We start from the raw sequence: 18,569 nt of genomic DNA on the forward strand, positions 1-18,569 counted from the left end.
CCGGTACCGGGGCGTCGACATCGAGGACCTCGTCGGGCATGTCTCCTTCGGCAACGTCTGGGGCCTGCTCGTCGACGGCGCCTTCAACCCCGGCCTGCCGCCCGCCGAGCCGTTCCCCATCCCGGTCCACTCCGGTGACATCCGCGTCGACGTCCAGTCGGCCCTGGCCATGCTGGCCCCGGTCTGGGGACTCAAGCCGCTCCTCGACATCGACGAGGAGCAGGCCCGCGCCGACCTGGCCCGCGCCGCCGTCATGGCCCTCTCCTACGTCGCCCAGTCGGCCCGCGGCCAGGGCCTGCCCATGGTCCCGCAGCGCGAGATCGACAAGGCCCAGTCCGTCGTCGAACGCTTCATGATCCGCTGGCGCGGCGAGCCGGACCCCAAACACGTGGCGGCGGTGGACGCGTACTGGACGAGCGCGGCCGAGCACGGCATGAACGCGTCCACGTTCACGGCCCGCGTGATCGCGTCCACGGGCGCGGACGTGGCGGCGGCCCTCTCCGGCGCCGTGGGGGCCATGTCCGGCCCGCTGCACGGCGGCGCCCCCTCCCGGGTCCTCGGCATGATCGAGGAGATCGAACGCACGGGCGACGCCGAGGCCTATGTGAGGAACGCGCTCGACAAGGGCGAGCGCCTCATGGGCTTCGGCCACCGTGTCTACCGCGCCGAGGACCCCCGTGCCCGGGTCCTGCGCCGCACCGCCCGCGAACTCGGCGCCCCCCGCTTCGAGGTCGCCGAGGCCCTGGAGAAGGCGGCCCTCGCGGAACTCCACGCCCGCCGCCCCGACCGCGTCCTGGCGACGAACGTCGAGTTCTGGGCGGCCATCGTCCTGGACTTCGCCGAGGTCCCGGCGCACATGTTCACGTCGATGTTCACCTGCGCCCGCACGGCCGGCTGGTCCGCCCACATCCTCGAGCAGAAGCGCACGGGCCGCCTGGTCCGCCCCTCGGCCCGCTACGTCGGCCCGGGCACCCGCGACCCCCGCGAGATCGAGGGCTACGGGGACATCGCCCACTGATCCAAGTCATCGACGGCCATCGCGCGGTGCTGTCAGCACCGCGCGATGGCCGCACCGGCCGCTTCCTCAGATACTTCCCCAGACGTACGCCGTACGGTGGCCGTCCAGCAGCCCGGCGAGACGGGTGCGGAAGTCCTCGGCAAGGTCGGGCCAGTTCCAGAACTCGAAGCCGAGGTGGCCGAAGGCCAGGGGCGCCTCGTCCCAGGACCAGTCCGGGACGGCGACGGTCGCGGTGCAGGCGGGGCAGTCGACGGACGCTGCGCCGGTGTCGTGCCAGGTCCGCATGGCGGTGAAGAAGCGTGCCCCCGTCTCGTCGTCCAGCGGCGTGGCCGAGGCGCAGTGCGGGCAGACGGCCGCGCCCGGCATGTCGGCGCCGCTGGTGAAGCCCGTACGGCGGGTGTGGACGGCGAGACCGTCCCAGGGTTCGAAGTCCCAGTCGTCGGTCACGGCCCGTTCCCAGTGGGGGCCGGGGGGATGCCCGAGGGGCTGTCCGGGGACGCACTTGGTGCGCTCGGCGAGGACGAAGCCCTCCGCCGCGAGCCAGTCCAGCACCCGGCGGGCGAGCGGTTCGGCTTCGGTCGCGGTCGCGTCGAGGTCGACGATCGTCTGGAAGCGGTCACCCATGCCGGAACCGTAGCCCCCGCCACTGACAGCCCCCTCAGCCCAGCGTCTCCTCCAGCAACCCCGCCCACTGCGCCACCACCCGCTCCCGGCGGGATGTGTCGTCGGTGAGGAGGTTGGCGAGGCCGAGGCCTCGGGCCATGTCGAGGAGGCCCTGGACCGTTTCGCGGACGCCGGGGGCGGATTCGTCGGCGGCGAGGAGGTCGACCGCTATGCGGTGGGTCTCGCGGCCTACGCGGGATTCGAGTTCGGTGACGCGGGGGCGGAGCTGGTCCTCGTTGGAGGCGGCGACCCAGAGGTGGAGGGCGGCGCGGAAGAGGGGGCCCGTGTAGAGGTCGACCAGGGCGGCGACGACCGCGTGGCGGTCTCCGGACGCGCCCTCGGGGAACAGGGCGCGCAGGGCCGTCGAGCGTTCTTCGGCGACGTACTCGACGGCCGCCGTGAAGAGGTCCTCGCGGGTCGGGAAGTGGTGCTGGGCGGCGCCGCGGGAGACGCCCGCGCGTTCGGCGACGACCGACACCGTGGAGCCGGCCCAGCCGTGTTCGGCGAGGCAGGCCACGGCGGCTTCCAGGAGCCGCTGCCGGGTGGCCCGGCTGCGGTCCTGCTTGGGGACCCGCTCCGCACGGTCGACCGTGCTCACACCACCCATGCCGCATCCCGTCGTTCGAGGAAGGCCGTCATCCCCTCGCGGGCCTGCGGGGAGGAGAACAGCCGGGCCGAGAGCGCGGTCAGGTCGGCCGCGTCCCGGTCGAAGGTTTCCAGCACCCTAGCCGTGAGCAGCCGTTTCGTCTCGGTCAGGGCGTCGGGGGCGGATTTGCGCAGGCCGTCCAGGAGGGGGGCCAGAGCCGTGTCGGCGTCGTCGGCGTGTGTGGTGAGCAGGCCGGTGCGCTGTGCCTCCGCCGCGTCGAAGCGTTCGCCCGTGAGGTAGTAGCGGGCCAGGGCGCGCGGGTCCGTGCGCGGGAGCAGGGGCAGGGAGATGACCGCGGGGGCGACGCCGATGCGGACCTCCGTGAAGGCGAAGGTGGCGTCGGTGGAGGCGGCCGCGATGTCGCACGCGGCCAGCAGGCCGAGGCCGCCCGCGCGGACGTGGCCGGTGACGCGGGCGACGACCGGCTTGGGCAGTTCGATGATCTGCCGCAGCAGGCCGACCAGGGCGTCCGGGGGTGGCGGGTCCTTGAGGTCGGCGCCGGCGCTGAACGTGTTGCCGGTGTGGGTGAGGACGATCGCGCGGACGTCGGTGTCCTTGCCGGCGTCCGTGAGCGCGTCGGCGAGTTCGCCGACCAGGGCCGCCGACAGGGCGTTGCGGTTGTGGGGTGAGTCGAGGGTGACGGTCTCGACCGCACGCGCGCGCGTGCGCGTCACGAGGCTCATGCGCTCTCCCTGAGCTGTCGGCGGAGGATCTTGCCGGAGGCCGCGCGGGGGACGCCGACGATGAAGGTGACGTGCCGGATCCGTTTGTAGGGGGCGACGCGTTCGGCGACGAACATCATGACCTCCGCCTCCGAGAGGCCGGCGGCGGACGGCTGGCGGACCACGTACGCGTGCGGGACCTCGTTGCCGTCGTCGTTGTACCTGCCGATGACGGCGGCGTCGGCGATGCCCGGGTGGGTGAGGAGGAGGGCCTCCAGTTCGGCGGGGGCCACCTGGAAGCCCTTGTACTTGATCAGTTCCTTGACGCGGTCGACGACGAAGAGCCAGCCCTCGTCGTCCACGTGGCCGACGTCTCCGGTGTGCAGCCAGCCGTCGGGGTCGATCATCGCGGCGGTGGCATCGGGGCGGCCGAGGCAGCCCTTCATGACCTGGGGGCCGCGGATGAGGATCTCGCCGGACTCGCCGGCGGGGAGGTCCTTGCCGGGGTCGTCCAGGGAGACGACGCGCATCTCGGTGCCGGCGATGAGCTTGCCGACGGTTCCGGGCGGGGCGTCGCGCATCGCGTCCAGGGGGACGACGTGGGTGCCGGGCGACAGTTCCGTCATGCCGTAGGCCTGGCCGACGGGCGGCAGGCCGAGCCGCTCGGAGCAGGCGGCGGCGAGGCGCGCGTCCAGGGGTGCGGCGGCGCTGAGGATGTACTTCAGGGACGACAGGTCGTACCGCGCGACGGCCGGGTGCTTGGCGAGGGCCAGGACGATCGGCGGGGCCACGTAGAGGCCGGTGATGCGGTGGTTCTGGATGGCCGCCAGGAACTGTTCCAGGTCGAAGCGGGGCAGGACGACGACGGTGGCGCCCTTTCTGAGGGGCGCGTTCATCAGGGCCGTGAGGCCGTAGATGTGGAAGAACGGCAGGACGGCGAGGATGCGGTCGCCGGGGCCCGCGGGTATCGCCCCGTCGAGCTGGGCGAGGTTGGTGGCGATCTGCCGGTGGGTGAGCAGCACGCCCTTGGGGGTGCCGGTGGTCCCGGAGGAGTACGGGAGGGCCGCCACGTCCTCGGCGGGGTCGATGCCGATCCGCGGCTCGGGGGCGGCGGAGGCCAGCATGTCGATCAGGGACCGGTGGCCGGAGGCGCTGTCGCACACGAAGATCTCGCGTACGCCGCCCGCGAGTTCGGCGGCCCGGCGGGCGACGTCGAGCAGGGGTGAGACGGTGACGATCCAGCGGGCAGCCGAGTCCGTCAGCTGCTTGGCGAACTCCTGGGCGGTGGCGAGCGGGTGGACGGTGGTGACGGTTGCACCCGCGCGCGTGGCGGCGTAGAAGGCGGTGGGGAAGGCGATGGTGTTGGGGCTGTGCAGGGCGAGGACGTCGCCCTTGCGCACCCCGGCCTCGGCGAGCCCGGCGGCGACGCGCCGGTGGAAGCGGTCCAGCTGCTCGTAGGAGAGGGTGGTGCCGTCGGTGCCGTCGATCAGCGCCGGGATGCCGCCGAACTCCGCGGCCCGGGCCAGGACCGCGTCGTGGATGGGCAGGTCGACGAGCGGGACGTCTGCGTACTCGCTGCGGAACATGGTTCCTCCTCGCGCGCGGGCCGTCGCCGGCCGTCTCAGTACGACTTGGGCAGGCCCAGAGTCTGGTGGGAGACGTAGTTCAGAATCATCTCCCGGCTCACCGGTGCGATACGAGCCACGCGCGCGGCCGTTATCAGCTGCGCCAGGCCGTACTCGCGGGTGAGGCCGTTGCCGCCGAGGGTGTGCACGGCCTGGTCAACGGCCTTCACACAGGCCTCCCCGGCCGCGTACTTCGCCATGTTGGCGGCCTCTCCGGCGCCCATGTCGTCGCCCGCGTCGTACAGCCGGGCGGCCTTCCGCATCATCAGGCGGGCGAGTTCCAGCTCGATGTGCGCCTGGGCGAGGGGGTGGGCGATGGCCTGGTGGGCGCCGATGGGGGTCTTCCAGACCTGTCGGTCGCGGGCGTACTCGACGGCTCGCGCGAGCGCGTAGCGGCCCATGCCGATCGCGAAGGCGGCCGTCATGATGCGCTCGGGGTTGAGGCCGGCGAAGAGTTGCAGCAGGCCCGCGTCCTCGTCGCCGACCAGGGCGTCGGCGGGCAGCCGTACGTCGTCGAGGGTCAGCTCGAACTGCTTCTCGGTGGCGTCGAGTTCCATGTCGATGGGGCGGCGGCCGAACCCGGGGGTGTCGCGCGGGACGATGAACAGGCAGGGCTTGAGGCTGCCGGTGCGGGCGTCTTCGGTGCGGCCGACGATGAGGGTCGCGTCCGCGATGTCGACGCCGGAGATGAAGACCTTGCGGCCGGTGAGGATCCAGTCGCCGGTGTCCTGGTCGCGGCGGGCGGTGGTGGTGATGCGGTGGCTGTTGGAGCCGGCGTCGGGTTCGGTGATGCCGAAGGCCATGAGGCGGGAGCCGTCGGCCAGGGCGGGGAGCCAGGTTCGTTTCTGGGCGGCTGTGCCGAAGCGGGCGATCACTGTGCCGCAGATCGCTGGTGAGACCACCATCATCAGGAGGGGACAGCCTGCGGCGCCGAGTTCTTCGAGGACGAGGGAGAGTTCGGTGATGCCGCCGCCTCCGCCTCCGTACTCCTCGGGGAGGTTGACGCCCAGGTAGCCGAGTTTCCCTGCCTCCGACCAGAGTTGTGTGGTGTCGCATCCGCGGCCGTGGCGTTTGCCGAGTGCGGAGACGGCTTCTCGTAGGGCCTTGTGGTCTTCGGTGTCCATGGGGTCCTCCTTCGGGTGCGGGAGCGTCGTAGCTGGTCGCGCAGTTCCCCGCGCTCCTAAAGGGCTTCTGTCACCACCGCCAGGAGTGCGCCCGGCTCCACCTGTTGACCGGGTACGGCGTGCAGCTCGCTCAGCGTTCCTGTGGTCGGGGCCGTGATCTTGTGCTGCATCTTCATCGCTTCGAGCCAGAGGAGCGGTTCTCCGGCCTTGACCGGCGTTCCTGCGGTGAGGCCGTCGGCTACGCGGACGACCGTGCCGGGCATGGGGGCCAGGAGGGAACCCGGGGCGTGCTGGGCGGCCGGGTCGGGGAAGCGGGGCAGGGCTGTGAGGGTGGTGGTGTTGACGTACAGGTGGTCGCCGTAGCGGGACACCTCGAACCTTCGCCGTACGCCGTCCACTTCGAGGATGACCAGGCCGGCGTCGGCGTGTACGACGGTCACCCCGTCCGCTTCCAGGCCCGTGCGGGTGTGCCGGTAGTGGACCTCGTGTTCCTGGCCCGCCCTCTCGTAGCGCTTGATCTGCGGCTGTGAAGGGACGTTGCGCCAGCCGCCGAAGCGGGAGCGGGGGCCGGTGTGGGCGTCGGCGAGGGCCGCGGCGAGGGGGGCGTGCGGGTCGGTGGCGGGGGCGGTCAGTGCCGGCAGGTGGCGGTCGTAGAAGCCGGTGTCCATGCGGGCCGCGGTGAACTCGGGGTGGCGCAGGGAGCTGACGAGGAGGTCGCGGTTGGTGACGGGGCCGTGGATCACGGCCCGTTCCAGGGCGGAGGCGAGCTTGCGGAGGGCCTCCGCGCGCGTGGGGGCGTGGGCCACGACCTTGGCGAGCATGGGGTCGTAGTGGACGCCGATGGCGTCGCCGTCGGTGTAGCCGGTGTCCAGGCGGACGCCTTCCGGTACGGACAGGCGGTGCAGGCGGCCGGTCTGCGGGGCCCAGTCGCGGGAAGGGTCCTCGGCGTACAGGCGGGCCTCGACGGCGTGGCCACGCGCGCGTGGAGGGTCGTTGTCGAGGGGATGGCCCTCGGCGATCCGGAGCTGTTCGGCTACCAGGTCGAGGCCGAACACGGCCTCCGTCACGGGGTGTTCGACCTGGAGGCGGGTGTTCATCTCCAGGAAGTGCGCCCTGCCGTCGGCGACGAGGAACTCGACCGTGCCGGCGCCCACGTAGTCGACGGCTCGGGCGGCCCGGACGGCGAGGGTGCTCAGCTCCTGCCGGAGTTCCTCGGTGAGTCCGGGTGCCGGGGCCTCCTCGACGACCTTCTGGTGGCGGCGCTGGAGGGAGCAGTCGCGGGTGCCGAGCGGCAGGACCGTGCCGTGGGTGTCGGCGAGGATCTGGACCTCGACATGGCGGCCGTTCTCCACGTACGGCTCGACGAAGACCTCCCCGTCGCCGAAGGCGCTCGCGGCTTCGGAGCGTGCGGAGGCCAGTTCGGCGTCCAGGTCCACGAGTCGTCGTACGACGCGCATGCCGCGTCCGCCGCCGCCCGCCGCCGCCTTCACCAGCACGGGCAGGTCGGCTTCGGTGACGTGGGTGAGGGGCTGGATGCCCATGAGCTGCTTGGCGCGGGTCTTGGACGCCATCGCCTCGATCGCCTCGGGGGGCGGGCCGATCCAGAGCAGGCCCGCGTCCTGGACGGCCCGGGCGAAGTCGGCGTTCTCGGAGAGGAAGCCGTATCCGGGGTGCACGGCGTCCGCGCCGGTCGCGACCGCTGCCTTCACGATCAGGTCGCCGCGCAGATAGGTGTCGGCGGGCGCCTCCCCCGGAAGTCGTACGCTCGCGTCGGCCACGCGCGCGTGGAGGGCACCCTCGTCCGCGTCCGAGTGGACGGCGATGGTACGGATGCCCAGCTCGCGGCAGGTGCGGAAGACACGGCAGGCGACCTCGCCGCGGTTCGCCACCAGTACAGAAGTGATCATCATCAGCCTCACATCCGGAAGACGCCGAAGCCACCGCGCGCACCCTCGTACGCCGCCGTGTGGATGGCCGACAGGCACAGGCCGAGGACGGTGCGGGTGTCGCGCGGGTCGATGACGCCGTCGTCGTACAGCCGCCCGGACAGGAACATCGGCAGGGACTCGGACTCGATCTGCTGCTCCACCATCGCGCGCAGGGCGGCGTCCGCCTCCTCGTCGTACGGCTGTCCCTTGGCGGCGGCGGACTGGCGGGCGACGATCGACAGCACGCCCGCGAGCTGCTGGGGGCCCATGACGGCCGACTTGGCGCTGGGCCAGGCGAAGAGGAAGCGGGGGTCGTAGGCCCGTCCGCACATGCCGTAGTGGCCGGCGCCGTAGGAGGCGCCCAGCAGGACGGAGAGATGGGGGACGCGGCTGTTGCTGACCGCGTTGATCATCATCGCGCCGTGCTTGATGATCCCGCCCTGCTCGTACTCCTTGCCGACCATGTAGCCGGTGGTGTTGTGCAGGAAGAGCAGCGGGATGTCGCGCTGGTTGGCGAGCTGGATGAACTGGGCGGCCTTCTGGGACTCCTCGCTGAAGAGGACCCCTTGGGCGTTGGCGAGGATGCCGACCGGATAGCCGTGGAGCGTGGCCCAGCCGGTGGTCAGGCTCGTGCCGTAGAGCGGCTTGAACTCGTCGAAGTCGGAGGCGTCGACGATGCGGGCGATGACCTCGCGCGGGTCGAAGGGGCTCTTCAGGTCGCCGGGGACGATGCCGAGGAGTTCGTCGGCGGCGTACTTGGGGGGCTCGGCGGGGCCCGGATCGTCGTACGCCTTGCGGTGGTTGAGGCGGGCGACCACGCGCCGGGCCTGGCGGAGCGCGTCGGGCTCGTCGACGGCGAAGTAGTCGGCGAGGCCGGACACGCGCGCGTGCATCTCGGCGCCGCCCAGGGACTCGTCGTCACTCTCCTCGCCCGTGGCCATCTTCACCAGCGGCGGGCCGCCGAGGAACACCTTCGCCCGCTCCTTGACCATGATCACGTGGTCGGACATACCGGGGATGTAGGCGCCACCGGCGGTGGAGTTGCCGAAGACGACCGCGAGGGTCGGGATCCCCGCGGCGGACAGCCGTGTCAGGTCCCGGAAGATGGCACCTCCGGGGATGAAGATCTCCTTCTGGGACGGCAGATCGGCTCCCCCGGACTCCACCAGGCTGATGCAGGGCAGCCGGTTGGCGAGGGCGATGTCGTTCGCGCGCAGGGCCTTCTTCAGCGACCAGGGGTTGCTCGCTCCCCCGCGCACGGTCGGGTCGTTGGCGGTGATCAGGCACTCCACGCCCTCGACGACACCGATGCCGGTGACGAGGGACGCGCCGACGGTGTAGTCACTGCCCCAGGCGGCCAGCGGGGACAGTTCCAGGAAGGGGGTGTCCGGGTCGAGGAGCAGCTCGATGCGCTCGCGGGCGAGGAGTTTGCCGCGCTTCCGGTGTCGCGCCACGTACTTCTCGCCGCCGCCGGCGAGGGCCTTGGCGTGCTCGGCGGTCAGCTCGTCCAGCTTGGCGAGCATCGCCTCGCGGTTGGCCCGGTGGTCGGGGCTGTTCGGGTCGAGCGCGGAGGTCAGGACGGTCACAGCAGGGCCTCCGGTATGTCCAGGTGGCGGGAGCGCAGCCATTCGCCGAGGGCCTTGGCCTGCGGGTCGAAGCGGTGCTGGGCGGCGACGCCCGCGCCGAGGATGCCCTCGACGACGAAGTTGAGGGCGCGGAGCCGGGGCAGGAGGTGCCGGGTGACGTTCAGCCCGCGGCTCTCGGGGATCAGCTGCTGGAATCGTTCGGTCGTCAGCTCGTGCGCGAGCCACCGCCAGGCGTCGTCCGTGCGGGCCCACACCCCGACGTTGGCGTTGCCGCCCTTGTCGCCGCTGCGGGCGCCCGCGACGAGGCCGAGGGGGGCGTGCCGGGTGGGCCCGGGGGCCGGCGGCTCCGGGAGGGGCGGTTCCGGTACGTCGTCGAGTACGGCGGTGTCGTGGGCCGGTGGCACGGGAATCCGGCGTCCGTCATGGAGGACCGCCACATGGTCGACGCCGCCATGGGGGACGTACACATCCTCGAAGACCCCATAAGGCGAGCCCTTCCCCGGTGGTGCCAGCACATGGAAGCCGGGGTAACTGGCGAGCGCCAGCTCCACGGCCGCCCCGCTCAGTGCCCGCCCGACGGTCTCCTGGTCCGGGTCCCGTACGACGAGCCGCAGCAGCGCGCTCGCCGTCTCTTCGCTCGGAGCGTCGGGCCGGTCGGTGCGGGCCAGTTCCCAGCGCACGTCGGCGGCCTTGGCCAGGGCGGGTTCCAACTGCTCCCGCACAAGCGCGGCTTTGTCCTCGATGTCGAGGCCGGTGAGCACGAAGACGACCTCGTTGCGGAAGCCGCCGAGCTTGTTGAGCCCGACCTTGAGAGTGGGCGGCGGAGCCTCCCCGCGCACGCCGTCGATCCGCACCCGGTCGGGCCCGTCCTGGCCGAGCCGCACGGTGTCCAGCCGGGTGGTGACGTCGGGCCCCGCGTACCGGGCACCGGCCGTCTCGTACAGCAATTGGGCGGTGACCGTGCCGACGTCGACGAAGCCGCCGGTGCCGGGGTGCTTGGTGATGACGCAGCTGCCGTCCTCGTGGAGCTCGGCGAGCGGGAAGCCGGGGCGGCGGACGTCGCCGTCCCGGAAGAAGGCGTAGTTGCCGCCGGTGGCCTGCGCCCCGCACTCCAGGACGTGCCCGGCGACGACGGCCCCCGCGAGCCGGTCGTGGTCCGTCTCGCTCCACCCGAAGTGGGCGGCGGCGGGCCCGGTGACGAGGGCCGCGTCCGTCACCCGCCCGGTGACGACGAGGTCCGCGCCCTCCCGCAGACACGCCGCGATGCCGAACCCGCCGAGATAGGCGTGGGCGGCGAGGCTGCCGGGGTGGCGGGCGGTGAGGTCCTCGCCCTCGACGTGGGCGACGCGGACGGGGATGCCGAGCCGGTCGGCCAAGTGCCGTACGGCGTCGGCGAGTCCGGCCGGGTTGAGCCCGCCGGCGTTGGTGACGATCTTGACGCCCCGCTCGTGGGCGATCCCCAGGCAGTCCTCCAGCTGCCGCAGGAACGTGCGCGCGTATCCGGCGGCCGGGTCCTTCAGCCGGTCGCGGCCGAGGATCAGCATCGTCAGCTCGGCGAGGTAGTCACCGGTGAGGACGTCGAGTTCGCCGCCGGTGAGCATCTCGCGCAGGGCGTCGAAGCGGTCGCCGTAGAAGCCGGAGGCGTTGCCGATGCGCAGGGTCACCTGGGCTCGCCCTCCCCCATCGGCTTCGGGTTCGGGTTCGGCGTACGGCCGCTGCCCGGCGGGCCGGCGAAGGCCTGGGCGAGGTCGAGCCAGCGGTCGGCGTCGGGGCCGTCGGCGCGCAGGGCGAGGTCGGTGCGGTGGGCGCGCTGGGTGACCAGGAGGCAGAAGTCGAGGGCTGGGCCGGTGACGCGTTGCGGGGCGTCCTCGGGGCCGTAGGCCCACAAGTCGCCGGACGGTGCGCGGAGTTCGACGCGGAAGGGGTCGGCGGGTGGGGTCAGTCCGTGCGCCCCGTAGGCGAAGTCCCGGGTCCGCACCCCGAGCCAGGCCACATGCCGCAGCCGGTCGGTGGGTGGGCGCACCACACCTAGGGCGTCGGCCACGTCCTGTCCATGGGCCCAGGTCTCCATAAGACGGGCCGTCGCCATGGAGGCGGCCGACATGGGTGGGCCGTACCAGGGGAAGCGCGCCTTGGGCGGGGCGGCCCGCAGCGCCTTCTCCAGCGCCGTACGGCCCTCACGCCACCGTGCGAGCAGTTCGGCGGGCGGGAGTCCGGCGCCCTCCTCGGCGCCCTCGTCGACGAAGGAGCCCGGTGCCGCGAGAGCCTTCTCGACCAGGACGCGGAAGCCGTCGGCGTCCGTGACGGCGACCAGGGCCGAGCGGTCGGTCCAGGCGAGGTGGGCGATCTGGTGGGCGACGGTCCAGCCGGGGGCGGGGGTGGCGAGCGCCCAGCGCGGCGTGCTCAACGCGGCCACGAGGCGGTCGAGTTCCTCGCTCTCCTCGCGCAGGTCCTCGATCACGGACATCGGATCGGACACGGGCGCTCCCTGGGGCACGGCGGTGTGCGGGGTGGTGCGGCGTGCTGAGGAGCATGGCAGTGGGGTCAGAAACAATCAAGCATGCTTGCATGAAAATGTGCGATGGCTGAAAGCGTGCTCTTCGGCGGCGTGATCAATACACTCCCAGTCGCGCTCGTTCCATTGGTCGGACTTCGGGGGAGAAACCAGAATGAGCACCTGGAATCCGGGCGGGCAGCCGCCGTACGACCCGCACGGCCGGCCTCCGCAGCCGCCGGGCGCCGGGTATCCGCCACCGGGCGCCGGTTACCCACCACCGGGCGCCGGTTACCCGCCCCAGGGTGGCCATCCGCCCCACATCCCCCACCCCTACACACCCCACGCACCCCACCCGATGCCACCGCAGGCGCCACCTCCCGGCCCCTTCACGCGGCTGCGGCGGCGGATCGGACCCATTAACACCGCGCGCCGGGTCTTCAAGCCGTCCCGGCCGGACCTCGTCGAGGACGCGTTCATCGCGCGGATGCAGAAGATCCGCACACTCGTGGGGCTCGGCGCGTTCGTGTATGTGTCGGTGGCCTACAAGATCACCGACTCCGTCGGGGACGCCGCGAGCGACCGCCTCGACCAGTCGTGGATCAGTGTGCTGATGCTGTCGGTGACGTTCCCGGTGGCCGTCGGCGTCCTGCTGGTCCTGACCGCCCCCTCGGCCCGCCGGGATCTGCTGCGCCGGGCGGCGCGGTCGTTCGGCGCGATCGTGGCTCTTGTGGCCGGGGTCTTCGTCTTCCCGGCGTCCGTGCTCACCGGCTTCGTCGAGGGAAGGTTCGCCACCAACCCCGTGATGTCCGTGGTCACTTGGGTGGCGACCGTGTTCACCTTGGTGTGGGTGCTGCCGTTCGTCATCTGGGGCATCGGCCTCGCCCTGGTCCACGTGTTCCGCACCGCCGACATCCACCAGACCATGCCGCCGCTGCTCGCGATGACGCTGGTGTGGGAGATGACTCTGATCGACGTGTTCACGGGGGCGTACGCGGGCATGCCGGGGCCGGTGCGGGCGGTGTTCCTGCTCGGGGCCCCGGTGTCCGTGACGGCGGTGGCGCTGTGGGAGCTGCGTCGGCTGCGGGTGCGTTACGGGATCACCGTGGGCGGGATCCTGGTGCGCTGAGGCGGATCGCGGACCCGGCCGGTCTATCCGGTGATGTCGAGCGCCGTCCCGTACAGCCGGTCCACCTTCAGCCGGACGACCACCCGGCGCTCGGCGACCAGCTCCTCCAGGAACGCGTCCTCGTTCTCCGGCTTCGCGGCCTGCGGGATCATCCCGAGCAGCTCCCGCCCGACCGCGTCGCCGGGAACCGTGGTGACCTCGGAGACCTCGGCCTCGCCCTCCGCGACGGCGAACGACCACACGTCACCGCCCTGCACATGCAGTGCCGCACGCGGGTCTCGTCTCAGATGCTTGACCTTGACGCGATCGGCCGTCGTCGAGAACCGCACGATACGAGCCTCGGGGTCCCAGCTGTAGACCATGGTGGTCAGGTGGGGCCGGCCATCGCGCTTGACGCTGGCGAGCGTGCCGAACTGCTGCTTGCCGAGGAGGTCGGAGAGGGCTTCGTCGGACAGGGGGCGGGGGCCGGGGCGTTGAGTCATGGACGAGTGAACTGCGTTGCCCGCGTGGTTATTTCATGGCCGAAGCCGAGCGGCCTGTGACGCCGCCCGCCGGGCAGGTCGCGCGCACGGCGGTCAGTTGAAGATGTCCAGGGAGTCCAGCCAGGAGCCCACGTCGCCGCCGGGGCGGGCCCGCATCGGGCGCGGCTCCGGGTAGGTCTCCGCCGCGGCCCTCGCGCGGACGATGTCGGGCCCGCCGCACGCCTCGATCGCGAAGGCGCCGAAAACCTTGGCGAACGCGGCCGGGTCGCGGAACTCCACGCCGAACGCCCGGCCGTCCCGCAGCGGCACCCACACCACCCGGTCGAACCGATTCCACTCCAGCACCGGCTGGTCGTCCGCGGTCGACCGCCCCTCCAGCCACAACCGCGCCACGTGCAGCAGGTTAACCTCCTCCATCGGCAGCCGCTTGCGCCGCACCCGAAGCTCTCGCGTCGTCAGCTCGACGCGCTGGTCCTTCTTCGCGTACCAGACGACGCCGACCCCGCACGGCAGCCACAGCAGGACCCCGATCAACGGCCAGACCAGAGCGTCACCCCACGACCGGATCAGCCCGCCGTCCAGTAGGGCCAAGGCCCCGAAGACCAGAGCCCACTTCGCCGTCATCCGCCAGAATCCGCTGCCCTGCCGGTACAGGACCCGTCGTTTCCCCGTCGTCGTCATGCCCGCACGCTATCCGCCGCCCCGCAGCTCACGGATAGGCTCACCCCGCATGGGAGTTGACGTGGGTGTGGTGTGGGGGTGGGCGTGGAGAACGGGATGGTCGCCGTCCCGGCCGGGGCGGTGACGCTGTCCGACCGGCGGACTCAGCGCAGTTGGACGACCGAGGTCGCGGCCTTCCGGATGTCGGCGTTCCCCGTCACTCAGGAGTGGTACGGCCAGGTCACCGGTGAGTGGCCGAGTGCCGCTCGTGGGGAGCGGCTGCCTGTCGAGGGTGTGTCGTGGTGGGACGCGGTCGCCTTCTGCAACGCCCTCTCGGTGGCGGAGGGGCTGACGCCCGTGTACCGGCTGCGCGGCGAGGACGAGGGCGTCGAGTGGGACGCGTCCGCCGATGGGTACCGGCTGCCGAGCGAGGCCGAGTGGGAGTACGCCTGCCGTGCCGGCAGTGCCGGGCCGCGTTATGGCCGGCTCGACGAGGTCGCCTGGTACCGGGGGAACTCGGACGAGCGGGTCCACACGGTGGGCGGCAAGCAGGCCAACGCGTGGGGTCTGTACGACATGCTGGGCAACGTCTGGGACTGGTGCTGGGACCTCTACGACGCCGAGGTCTACGGCACGTACCGGGTGTTGAAGGGGGGCGGCTGGTCCGACGAGCACTGGAGCTGCCGGGCCTCGGTGCGGCGCCGTAGCCATCCGACGTTCCGGATCGACGACGTGGGGTTCCGCGTCGCGCGCTCAGCGGCGCCGTTGAGCCGTGGGCGATAGGTTGCCGCCATGACCGCGTCAGGACCCGGCACTTGGCCGCCTGCCCCGAAGAAGACCGAACGGCTCGTGCTTCGTGAGTCCGAGGGCCGAGACCGTGCGGCGTTCATCGAGCTGTTCTCATCGCCGGAGGTGGGCGCCTACGTCGGTGGGCCTCGGCCGCGTGAGGAGCTCGAACGGGCGGTGCCTGAGGTGCCCGGGCGGAGGCCCGGTCTTTTTGTGGTCGAGCTCGACGGAGTGATGGTCGGCATGATCACGTTCGATCGGCGCGACGCGGAGCGCCCGGGGCACGTCCGTCCGGATGCCGGGGAGACCGAGCTCGGTTACCTGTTCCTGCCGGAGGCGTGGGGACGCGGATACGCCGCCGAGGCGTGCGCGGCGGCCCTCGGCTGGTTCGCCGACACGCTTCCCGGCGAGCCGGTGGTGCTCTGCACCCGGACCGCCAACGACCGTGCGATGCGCCTCGCGGCGAAGCTGGGGTTCACCGAGGTGGAGCGCTTCGAGGAGTACGGCGCCGAGCAGTGGTTCGGCGCGTGGTCCTCGGTCGCGCCGTCCGGCTGAGCTCAAGGGAGAGGGTCCAAGGGACGATGCGGGTATCAGAGGTCCAGCGTGCGGTGGCCGCGGCCAGGTCGACCGCCTCAGCACTCGGCCTGACAGCCGACGACGCGGTCGTCCTTCATGACTCGAACAAGCTCACCCTGCGCCTGCTGCCCTGTGACGTCCTGGCCCGGGTGGCACCGGTCGCGGATCAGGTCGCCCAGTTCGAAGTCGAGCTGGCTCAGCGGCTCGCCGAAGCCGGGTGCCCGGTGGCCGCTCTCGAGCCGCGAGTGGAGCCACGCGTCCATGAGCGTGACGGCTTCGTCATCACGCTGTGGACCTACTACGAACCCGTGACGCCTCGCGAGGTCTCACCGGCCGACTACGCCCACGCACTCGCGCGGCTGCATGCCGGCATGCGCGAAATCGACGTACCGACGCAGCACTTCACGGACCGGGTCGAGCAGGCACAACGACTCGTGGCGAACCGCGACCGCACTCCGGCCCTCGCCGACGCGGACCGGGAGCTGCTCGGCGACACGTTGCGACACATGAGGCGCGTGATCGGCGAACGCGGCGGCGCCGAGCAGGTGCTGCACGGCGAGCCGCACCCGGGGAATCTGCTCAGCACGGGGAACGGGTTGCTGTTCATCGACCTTGAGACATGCTGCCGTGGGCCCGTCGAATTCGACCTCGCGCATGCGCCCGAGGAAGTCGGCGAGCACTATCCGGGTGTCGATCGGGAGTTGCTGCGCCAGTGCCGGATCCTCGTGCTGGCCGTGATCACGACATGGCGCTGGGATCGAGACGACCAGCTCCCGAACGGGCGTCGGCTGGGTGAGGAGTGGCTCGCCCAGATCCGGGCAGCACTCGAGCCTTAGCCTCCAGCCCTGGCTCTAGCTCTAGCCCTCCAGCCCCGTACTCTCCAGCGCCGCCGTCTTCTTGCGCCCGCGGCCCACCTGCGTGCGCACCGCCCCCATGCTCGCCGCGACGACGAGGGCGATCGCGGCGGCCTCCATGGCGCTGAGGGCCTGGTCGAGGATGAGGAAGCCGGCCGTCGCGGCGATGGCCGGCTCCAGGCTCATCAGGATCGCGAAGGTGGAGGCGGGCAGGCGGCGCAGGGCGAGGAGTTCGAGGGTGTAGGGCAGGACCGAGGAGAGCAGGGCCACCGCCGCGCCCAGCCCCAGCGTCACCGGGTCGGCCAGCTTCGTCCCCGCCTCGGCGATGCCCAGGGGCAGGAACAGCACCGCGCCGACCGCCATCGCCAGGGCCAGCCCGTCCGCCTGCGGGAAGCGGCGGCCCGTACGGGCACTGAAGACGATGTATGCCGCCCACATGGCGCCGGCGCCCAGGGCGAAGGCCGCTCCGGTGGGGTCGAGGCCGCTGAAGCCTCCGCCGCCGAGGAGGAAGACACCGGCCAGGGCCAGCGCCGCCCACACCATGTTGATCGCGCGGCGGGAGGCGAGGACCGAGAGGGCGAGCGGGCCGAGGACCTCCAGCGTGACCGCGGGGCCCAGCGGGATGCGGGCGACGGCCTGGTAGAAGAGGCCGTTCATCGCGGCCATGGTGATGCCGAAGACGACGACCGTGCCCCAGTCGGTGCGTGAGTGGCCGCGCAGTCGCGGACGGCAGACCAGCAGCAGGACGACCGCCGCCACGAGCAGGCGCAGCGCCACCACGCCGAGGGCACCCGCCCTCGGCATCAGAGTCACCGCCAGCGCGCCGCCGAACTGCACGGAGATGCCGCCCGCGAGCACCAGGCCCACGGGCCCGAGGGACCCGAGACGGCCGGGGCCGCCGGCCGGGGAGGGCGTGGCGGCCGTCGCGGTCTGGGGCGTGGTGGCGCTGGCAGGGGTGGCGGGGGTAGTCACGGGCGGTCCTGTGCTGGTCGGGCTCCGGGTGCGGGCTGTGCGTACACCGGCCTGCACTCCGCGTACATCCCGATGTACTTCCCGGTCCAGAGTAATGGACTCAGTCAGGTGCGTGAAGCCCTTTTGCCGCTGTCTCGGGCTCTGAGACGTCAGCGCCGAGACGTCAGCGCCGGGAGAGGTAGAGGCCGAACGCCTTGTACAGCAGCCGGTTGAGGGGGTACTCCCATTCGCCGAGGTACTCGACGGCCTCGCCGCCGGTGCCCACCTTGAAGCGGAGCAGGCCCAGCAGGTCGCTGGACTCCTCCAGGGTGTCGGTGATGCCGCGCAGGTCGTAGACGGCGGCGCCGAGTGCGTGGGCGTCGGTCATCATGCGCCACTGCACGGCGCTGCTCGGCTGGACCTCGCGCCGGCGGCTGGTGGAGGCGCCGTAGGAGTACCAGACGTGGTCGCCGACGGTCAGCATGGTCGCGGCGGCGAGCACCTCGCCGTCGTGGTAGGCGAGGTAGAGCCGCATACGGTCCGGGTGCTCGGCGGTGAGCGCCCTCCACATGCCCTGGAAGTAGGAGAGCGGGCGCGGGATGAACCGGTCCCGCTCGGCGGTCTCGCCGTACAGCTCGTGGAAGGCCGGCAGATCCTCGATGTCGCCGCGTACGACCTTCACGCCGGCCTTCTCGGCCTTCTTGATGTTGCGCCGCCACTGCTGGTTCAGGCCGCTGTGGATGTCGTCCAGTGACCGGCCGGCGAACGGCACCTGGAAGACGTACCGGGGCTGCCCCGCGGCGAAGCCGCCCTCGCCTCCGGCCTCGGTCTGCCGCCAGCCCATGCGGCGCAGATCGCCCGCGATCCGGCCGGCCCGTGGGTCGTACGACGTCGCCCGCACGTCGTTCAGCCGCCCGGCGGCCGGGTCCGCGATGCCCGCCTTGACCGCCTCGGCGCTCCAGCGGCGTACCGCGACCGGCGGGCCCATCCGCACAGCGAAGGCGCCCCGCCGTCTCAGGTGCGCGAGCATCGGCTCCAGCAGCCGTTCCAGGCCGGGCTCGTGCCAGTCGACGAGCGGGCCCTCGGGCAGATACGCGAGGTATCTCCGCAGCCCGGGCAGCCGCGGCCCGGGCAGCGGGCGCAGCAGTACGAGCCCCGCGCCGACGAGCCGCCCGACCGCGTCGAACCAACCCAGGCTCTCCGCCCGCCAGTCGGGCTTCACCTCGCCCCAGGACGGGACCTGGGTGTGACTGGCGGAGGGGCGGCCCGCGACGAACGCGAGGTGCTCGTCACGGGTGATCGGTTTGACGCGGATGCTCATACGCGGGCTCCTTGGAGTGGCTGGTCCCGCGAGCCTAGGAGCGGCCTGGGCCCACCTCCGGCTC

General features: G+C 72.0%; 18 protein-coding genes. 5 read left to right on the forward strand and 13 right to left on the reverse strand.

The features are described from left to right. Positions 1–1,018: citrate synthase 2 (locus ACZ58V_RS33345; protein ID WP_471294795.1), on the forward strand; the 1,018-nt coding region annotated here is incomplete at its 5' end. A 66-nt stretch (positions 1,019–1,084) separates the two neighbouring features. Here ACZ58V_RS33345 and ACZ58V_RS33350 read toward each other — a convergent pair. The 9 genes from ACZ58V_RS33350 to ACZ58V_RS33390 are packed head-to-tail and all read right to left on the reverse strand — an operon-like array spanning position 1,085 to position 11,731. Next, positions 1,085–1,642, reverse strand: coding sequence for a hypothetical protein (locus ACZ58V_RS33350; protein WP_471294796.1), 558 nt, complete (start codon positions 1,640–1,642; stop codon positions 1,085–1,087). Between the two features lie 34 nt (positions 1,643–1,676). After that, entirely contained in the window at positions 1,677–2,288 is a 612-nt protein-coding gene (locus ACZ58V_RS33355; RefSeq protein WP_468194183.1) for a TetR/AcrR family transcriptional regulator, read from the reverse strand. Further along, on the reverse strand, positions 2,276–3,010 hold the full coding sequence (locus tag ACZ58V_RS33360) for an enoyl-CoA hydratase family protein (protein ID WP_471294799.1): 735 nt from the start codon (positions 3,008–3,010) through the stop codon (positions 2,276–2,278). Before ACZ58V_RS33360 ends, ACZ58V_RS33355 begins: the two co-directional genes overlap by 13 nt. Beyond that, positions 3,007–4,575 carry a 4-coumarate--CoA ligase family protein gene (locus tag ACZ58V_RS33365; RefSeq protein ID WP_471294801.1) on the reverse strand — a complete coding sequence of 523 codons (1,569 nt, stop codon included), beginning with the start codon at positions 4,573–4,575 and terminating at the stop codon, positions 3,007–3,009. Before ACZ58V_RS33365 ends, ACZ58V_RS33360 begins: the two co-directional genes overlap by 4 nt. Before the next feature lie 35 nt (positions 4,576–4,610). Continuing rightward, entirely contained in the window at positions 4,611–5,738 is a 1,128-nt protein-coding gene (locus ACZ58V_RS33370) for an acyl-CoA dehydrogenase family protein (protein ID WP_471294803.1), read from the reverse strand. 56 nt (positions 5,739–5,794) lie between these two features. Further along, positions 5,795–7,645 carry an acetyl/propionyl/methylcrotonyl-CoA carboxylase subunit alpha gene (locus ACZ58V_RS33375; RefSeq protein ID WP_468194600.1) on the reverse strand — a complete coding sequence of 617 codons (1,851 nt, stop codon included), beginning with the start codon at positions 7,643–7,645 and terminating at the stop codon, positions 5,795–5,797. Positions 7,646–7,653: 8 nt separating this feature from the next. Then, positions 7,654–9,252 carry an acyl-CoA carboxylase subunit beta gene (locus ACZ58V_RS33380; RefSeq protein ID WP_468194174.1) on the reverse strand — a complete coding sequence of 533 codons (1,599 nt, stop codon included), beginning with the start codon at positions 9,250–9,252 and terminating at the stop codon, positions 7,654–7,656. Next, on the reverse strand, positions 9,249–10,916 hold the full coding sequence (locus ACZ58V_RS33385; RefSeq protein ID WP_471294805.1) for an acyclic terpene utilization AtuA family protein: 1,668 nt from the start codon (positions 10,914–10,916) through the stop codon (positions 9,249–9,251). Before ACZ58V_RS33385 ends, ACZ58V_RS33380 begins: the two co-directional genes overlap by 4 nt. Beyond that, positions 10,913–11,731 carry a TIGR03084 family metal-binding protein gene (locus ACZ58V_RS33390; RefSeq protein ID WP_471294807.1) on the reverse strand — a complete coding sequence of 273 codons (819 nt, stop codon included), beginning with the start codon at positions 11,729–11,731 and terminating at the stop codon, positions 10,913–10,915. The genes ACZ58V_RS33385 and ACZ58V_RS33390 overlap by 4 nt, the downstream gene beginning before the upstream one ends. A 190-nt stretch (positions 11,732–11,921) precedes the next feature. Here ACZ58V_RS33390 and ACZ58V_RS33395 point away from each other — a divergent pair, with 190 nt between their 5' ends. Next, the gene (locus tag ACZ58V_RS33395) at positions 11,922–12,875 is read left to right on the forward strand and encodes a hypothetical protein (RefSeq protein WP_471294809.1); all 954 of its coding nucleotides are present in this window, start codon (positions 11,922–11,924) and stop codon (positions 12,873–12,875) included. Positions 12,876–12,898: 23 nt separating this feature from the next. Here the strand turns inward: ACZ58V_RS33395 and ACZ58V_RS33400 are convergent, their stop codons facing one another. Next, on the reverse strand, positions 12,899–13,357 hold the full coding sequence (locus ACZ58V_RS33400; protein ID WP_471294812.1) for a PPOX class F420-dependent oxidoreductase: 459 nt from the start codon (positions 13,355–13,357) through the stop codon (positions 12,899–12,901). A 93-nt stretch (positions 13,358–13,450) separates the two neighbouring features. Continuing rightward, positions 13,451–14,038: a hypothetical protein gene (locus ACZ58V_RS33405; protein ID WP_471294815.1), complete on the reverse strand. Its 588-nt coding sequence runs from the start codon at positions 14,036–14,038 to the stop codon at positions 13,451–13,453. Between the two features lie 96 nt (positions 14,039–14,134). Between ACZ58V_RS33405 and ACZ58V_RS33410 the strand changes: the two genes are divergently transcribed. The 3 genes from ACZ58V_RS33410 to ACZ58V_RS33420 are packed head-to-tail and all read left to right on the forward strand — an operon-like array spanning position 14,135 to position 16,215. Next, on the forward strand, positions 14,135–14,800 hold the full coding sequence (locus ACZ58V_RS33410) for a formylglycine-generating enzyme family protein (protein ID WP_471295157.1): 666 nt from the start codon (positions 14,135–14,137) through the stop codon (positions 14,798–14,800). A gap of 9 nt (positions 14,801–14,809) precedes the next feature. After that, entirely contained in the window at positions 14,810–15,358 is a 549-nt protein-coding gene (locus ACZ58V_RS33415) for a GNAT family N-acetyltransferase (protein ID WP_471294816.1), read from the forward strand. A 26-nt stretch (positions 15,359–15,384) separates the two neighbouring features. Further along, the gene (locus ACZ58V_RS33420) at positions 15,385–16,215 is read left to right on the forward strand and encodes a phosphotransferase enzyme family protein (protein ID WP_471294817.1); all 831 of its coding nucleotides are present in this window, start codon (positions 15,385–15,387) and stop codon (positions 16,213–16,215) included. A gap of 21 nt (positions 16,216–16,236) precedes the next feature. On the opposite strand, the gene ACZ58V_RS33425 is transcribed toward ACZ58V_RS33420, so the two are convergent. Both ACZ58V_RS33425 and ACZ58V_RS33430 read right to left on the reverse strand, forming a co-directional pair. Beyond that, positions 16,237–17,205 carry an EamA family transporter gene (locus tag ACZ58V_RS33425; protein ID WP_468194155.1) on the reverse strand — a complete coding sequence of 323 codons (969 nt, stop codon included), beginning with the start codon at positions 17,203–17,205 and terminating at the stop codon, positions 16,237–16,239. Positions 17,206–17,368: 163 nt separating this feature from the next. After that, positions 17,369–18,505 carry a lipid II:glycine glycyltransferase FemX gene (locus ACZ58V_RS33430; protein ID WP_468194152.1) on the reverse strand — a complete coding sequence of 379 codons (1,137 nt, stop codon included), beginning with the start codon at positions 18,503–18,505 and terminating at the stop codon, positions 17,369–17,371. Between the last annotated feature and the right edge of the window lie 64 nt (positions 18,506–18,569).

It is taken from the genome of Streptomyces sp. NPDC040589, from assembly GCF_055594445.1.

Bases quoted from the DNA above. Each gene is read 5' to 3' on its own strand.
- ACZ58V_RS33350 (WP_471294796.1), bottom strand. From the start codon at position 1,642: ATGGGTGACCGCTTCCAGACGATCGTCGACCTCGACGCGACCGCGACC.
- ACZ58V_RS33355 (WP_468194183.1), bottom strand. From the start codon at position 2,288: ATGGGTGGTGTGAGCACGGTCGACCGTGCGGAGCGGGTCCCCAAGCAG.
- ACZ58V_RS33360 (WP_471294799.1), bottom strand. From the start codon at position 3,010: ATGAGCCTCGTGACGCGCACGCGCGCGCGTGCGGTCGAGACCGTCACC.
- ACZ58V_RS33365 (WP_471294801.1), bottom strand. From the start codon at position 4,575: ATGTTCCGCAGCGAGTACGCAGACGTCCCGCTCGTCGACCTGCCCATC.
- ACZ58V_RS33370 (WP_471294803.1), bottom strand. From the start codon at position 5,738: ATGGACACCGAAGACCACAAGGCCCTACGAGAAGCCGTCTCCGCACTC.
- ACZ58V_RS33375 (WP_468194600.1), bottom strand. From the start codon at position 7,645: ATGATCACTTCTGTACTGGTGGCGAACCGCGGCGAGGTCGCCTGCCGT.
- ACZ58V_RS33395 (WP_471294809.1), top strand. From the start codon at position 11,922: ATGAGCACCTGGAATCCGGGCGGGCAGCCGCCGTACGACCCGCACGGC.
- ACZ58V_RS33400 (WP_471294812.1), bottom strand. From the start codon at position 13,357: ATGACTCAACGCCCCGGCCCCCGCCCCCTGTCCGACGAAGCCCTCTCC.
- ACZ58V_RS33405 (WP_471294815.1), bottom strand. From the start codon at position 14,038: ATGACGACGACGGGGAAACGACGGGTCCTGTACCGGCAGGGCAGCGGA.
- ACZ58V_RS33410 (WP_471295157.1), top strand. From the start codon at position 14,135: ATGGTCGCCGTCCCGGCCGGGGCGGTGACGCTGTCCGACCGGCGGACT.
- ACZ58V_RS33415 (WP_471294816.1), top strand. From the start codon at position 14,810: ATGACCGCGTCAGGACCCGGCACTTGGCCGCCTGCCCCGAAGAAGACC.
- ACZ58V_RS33420 (WP_471294817.1), top strand. From the start codon at position 15,385: ATGCGGGTATCAGAGGTCCAGCGTGCGGTGGCCGCGGCCAGGTCGACC.
- ACZ58V_RS33430 (WP_468194152.1), bottom strand. From the start codon at position 18,505: ATGAGCATCCGCGTCAAACCGATCACCCGTGACGAGCACCTCGCGTTC.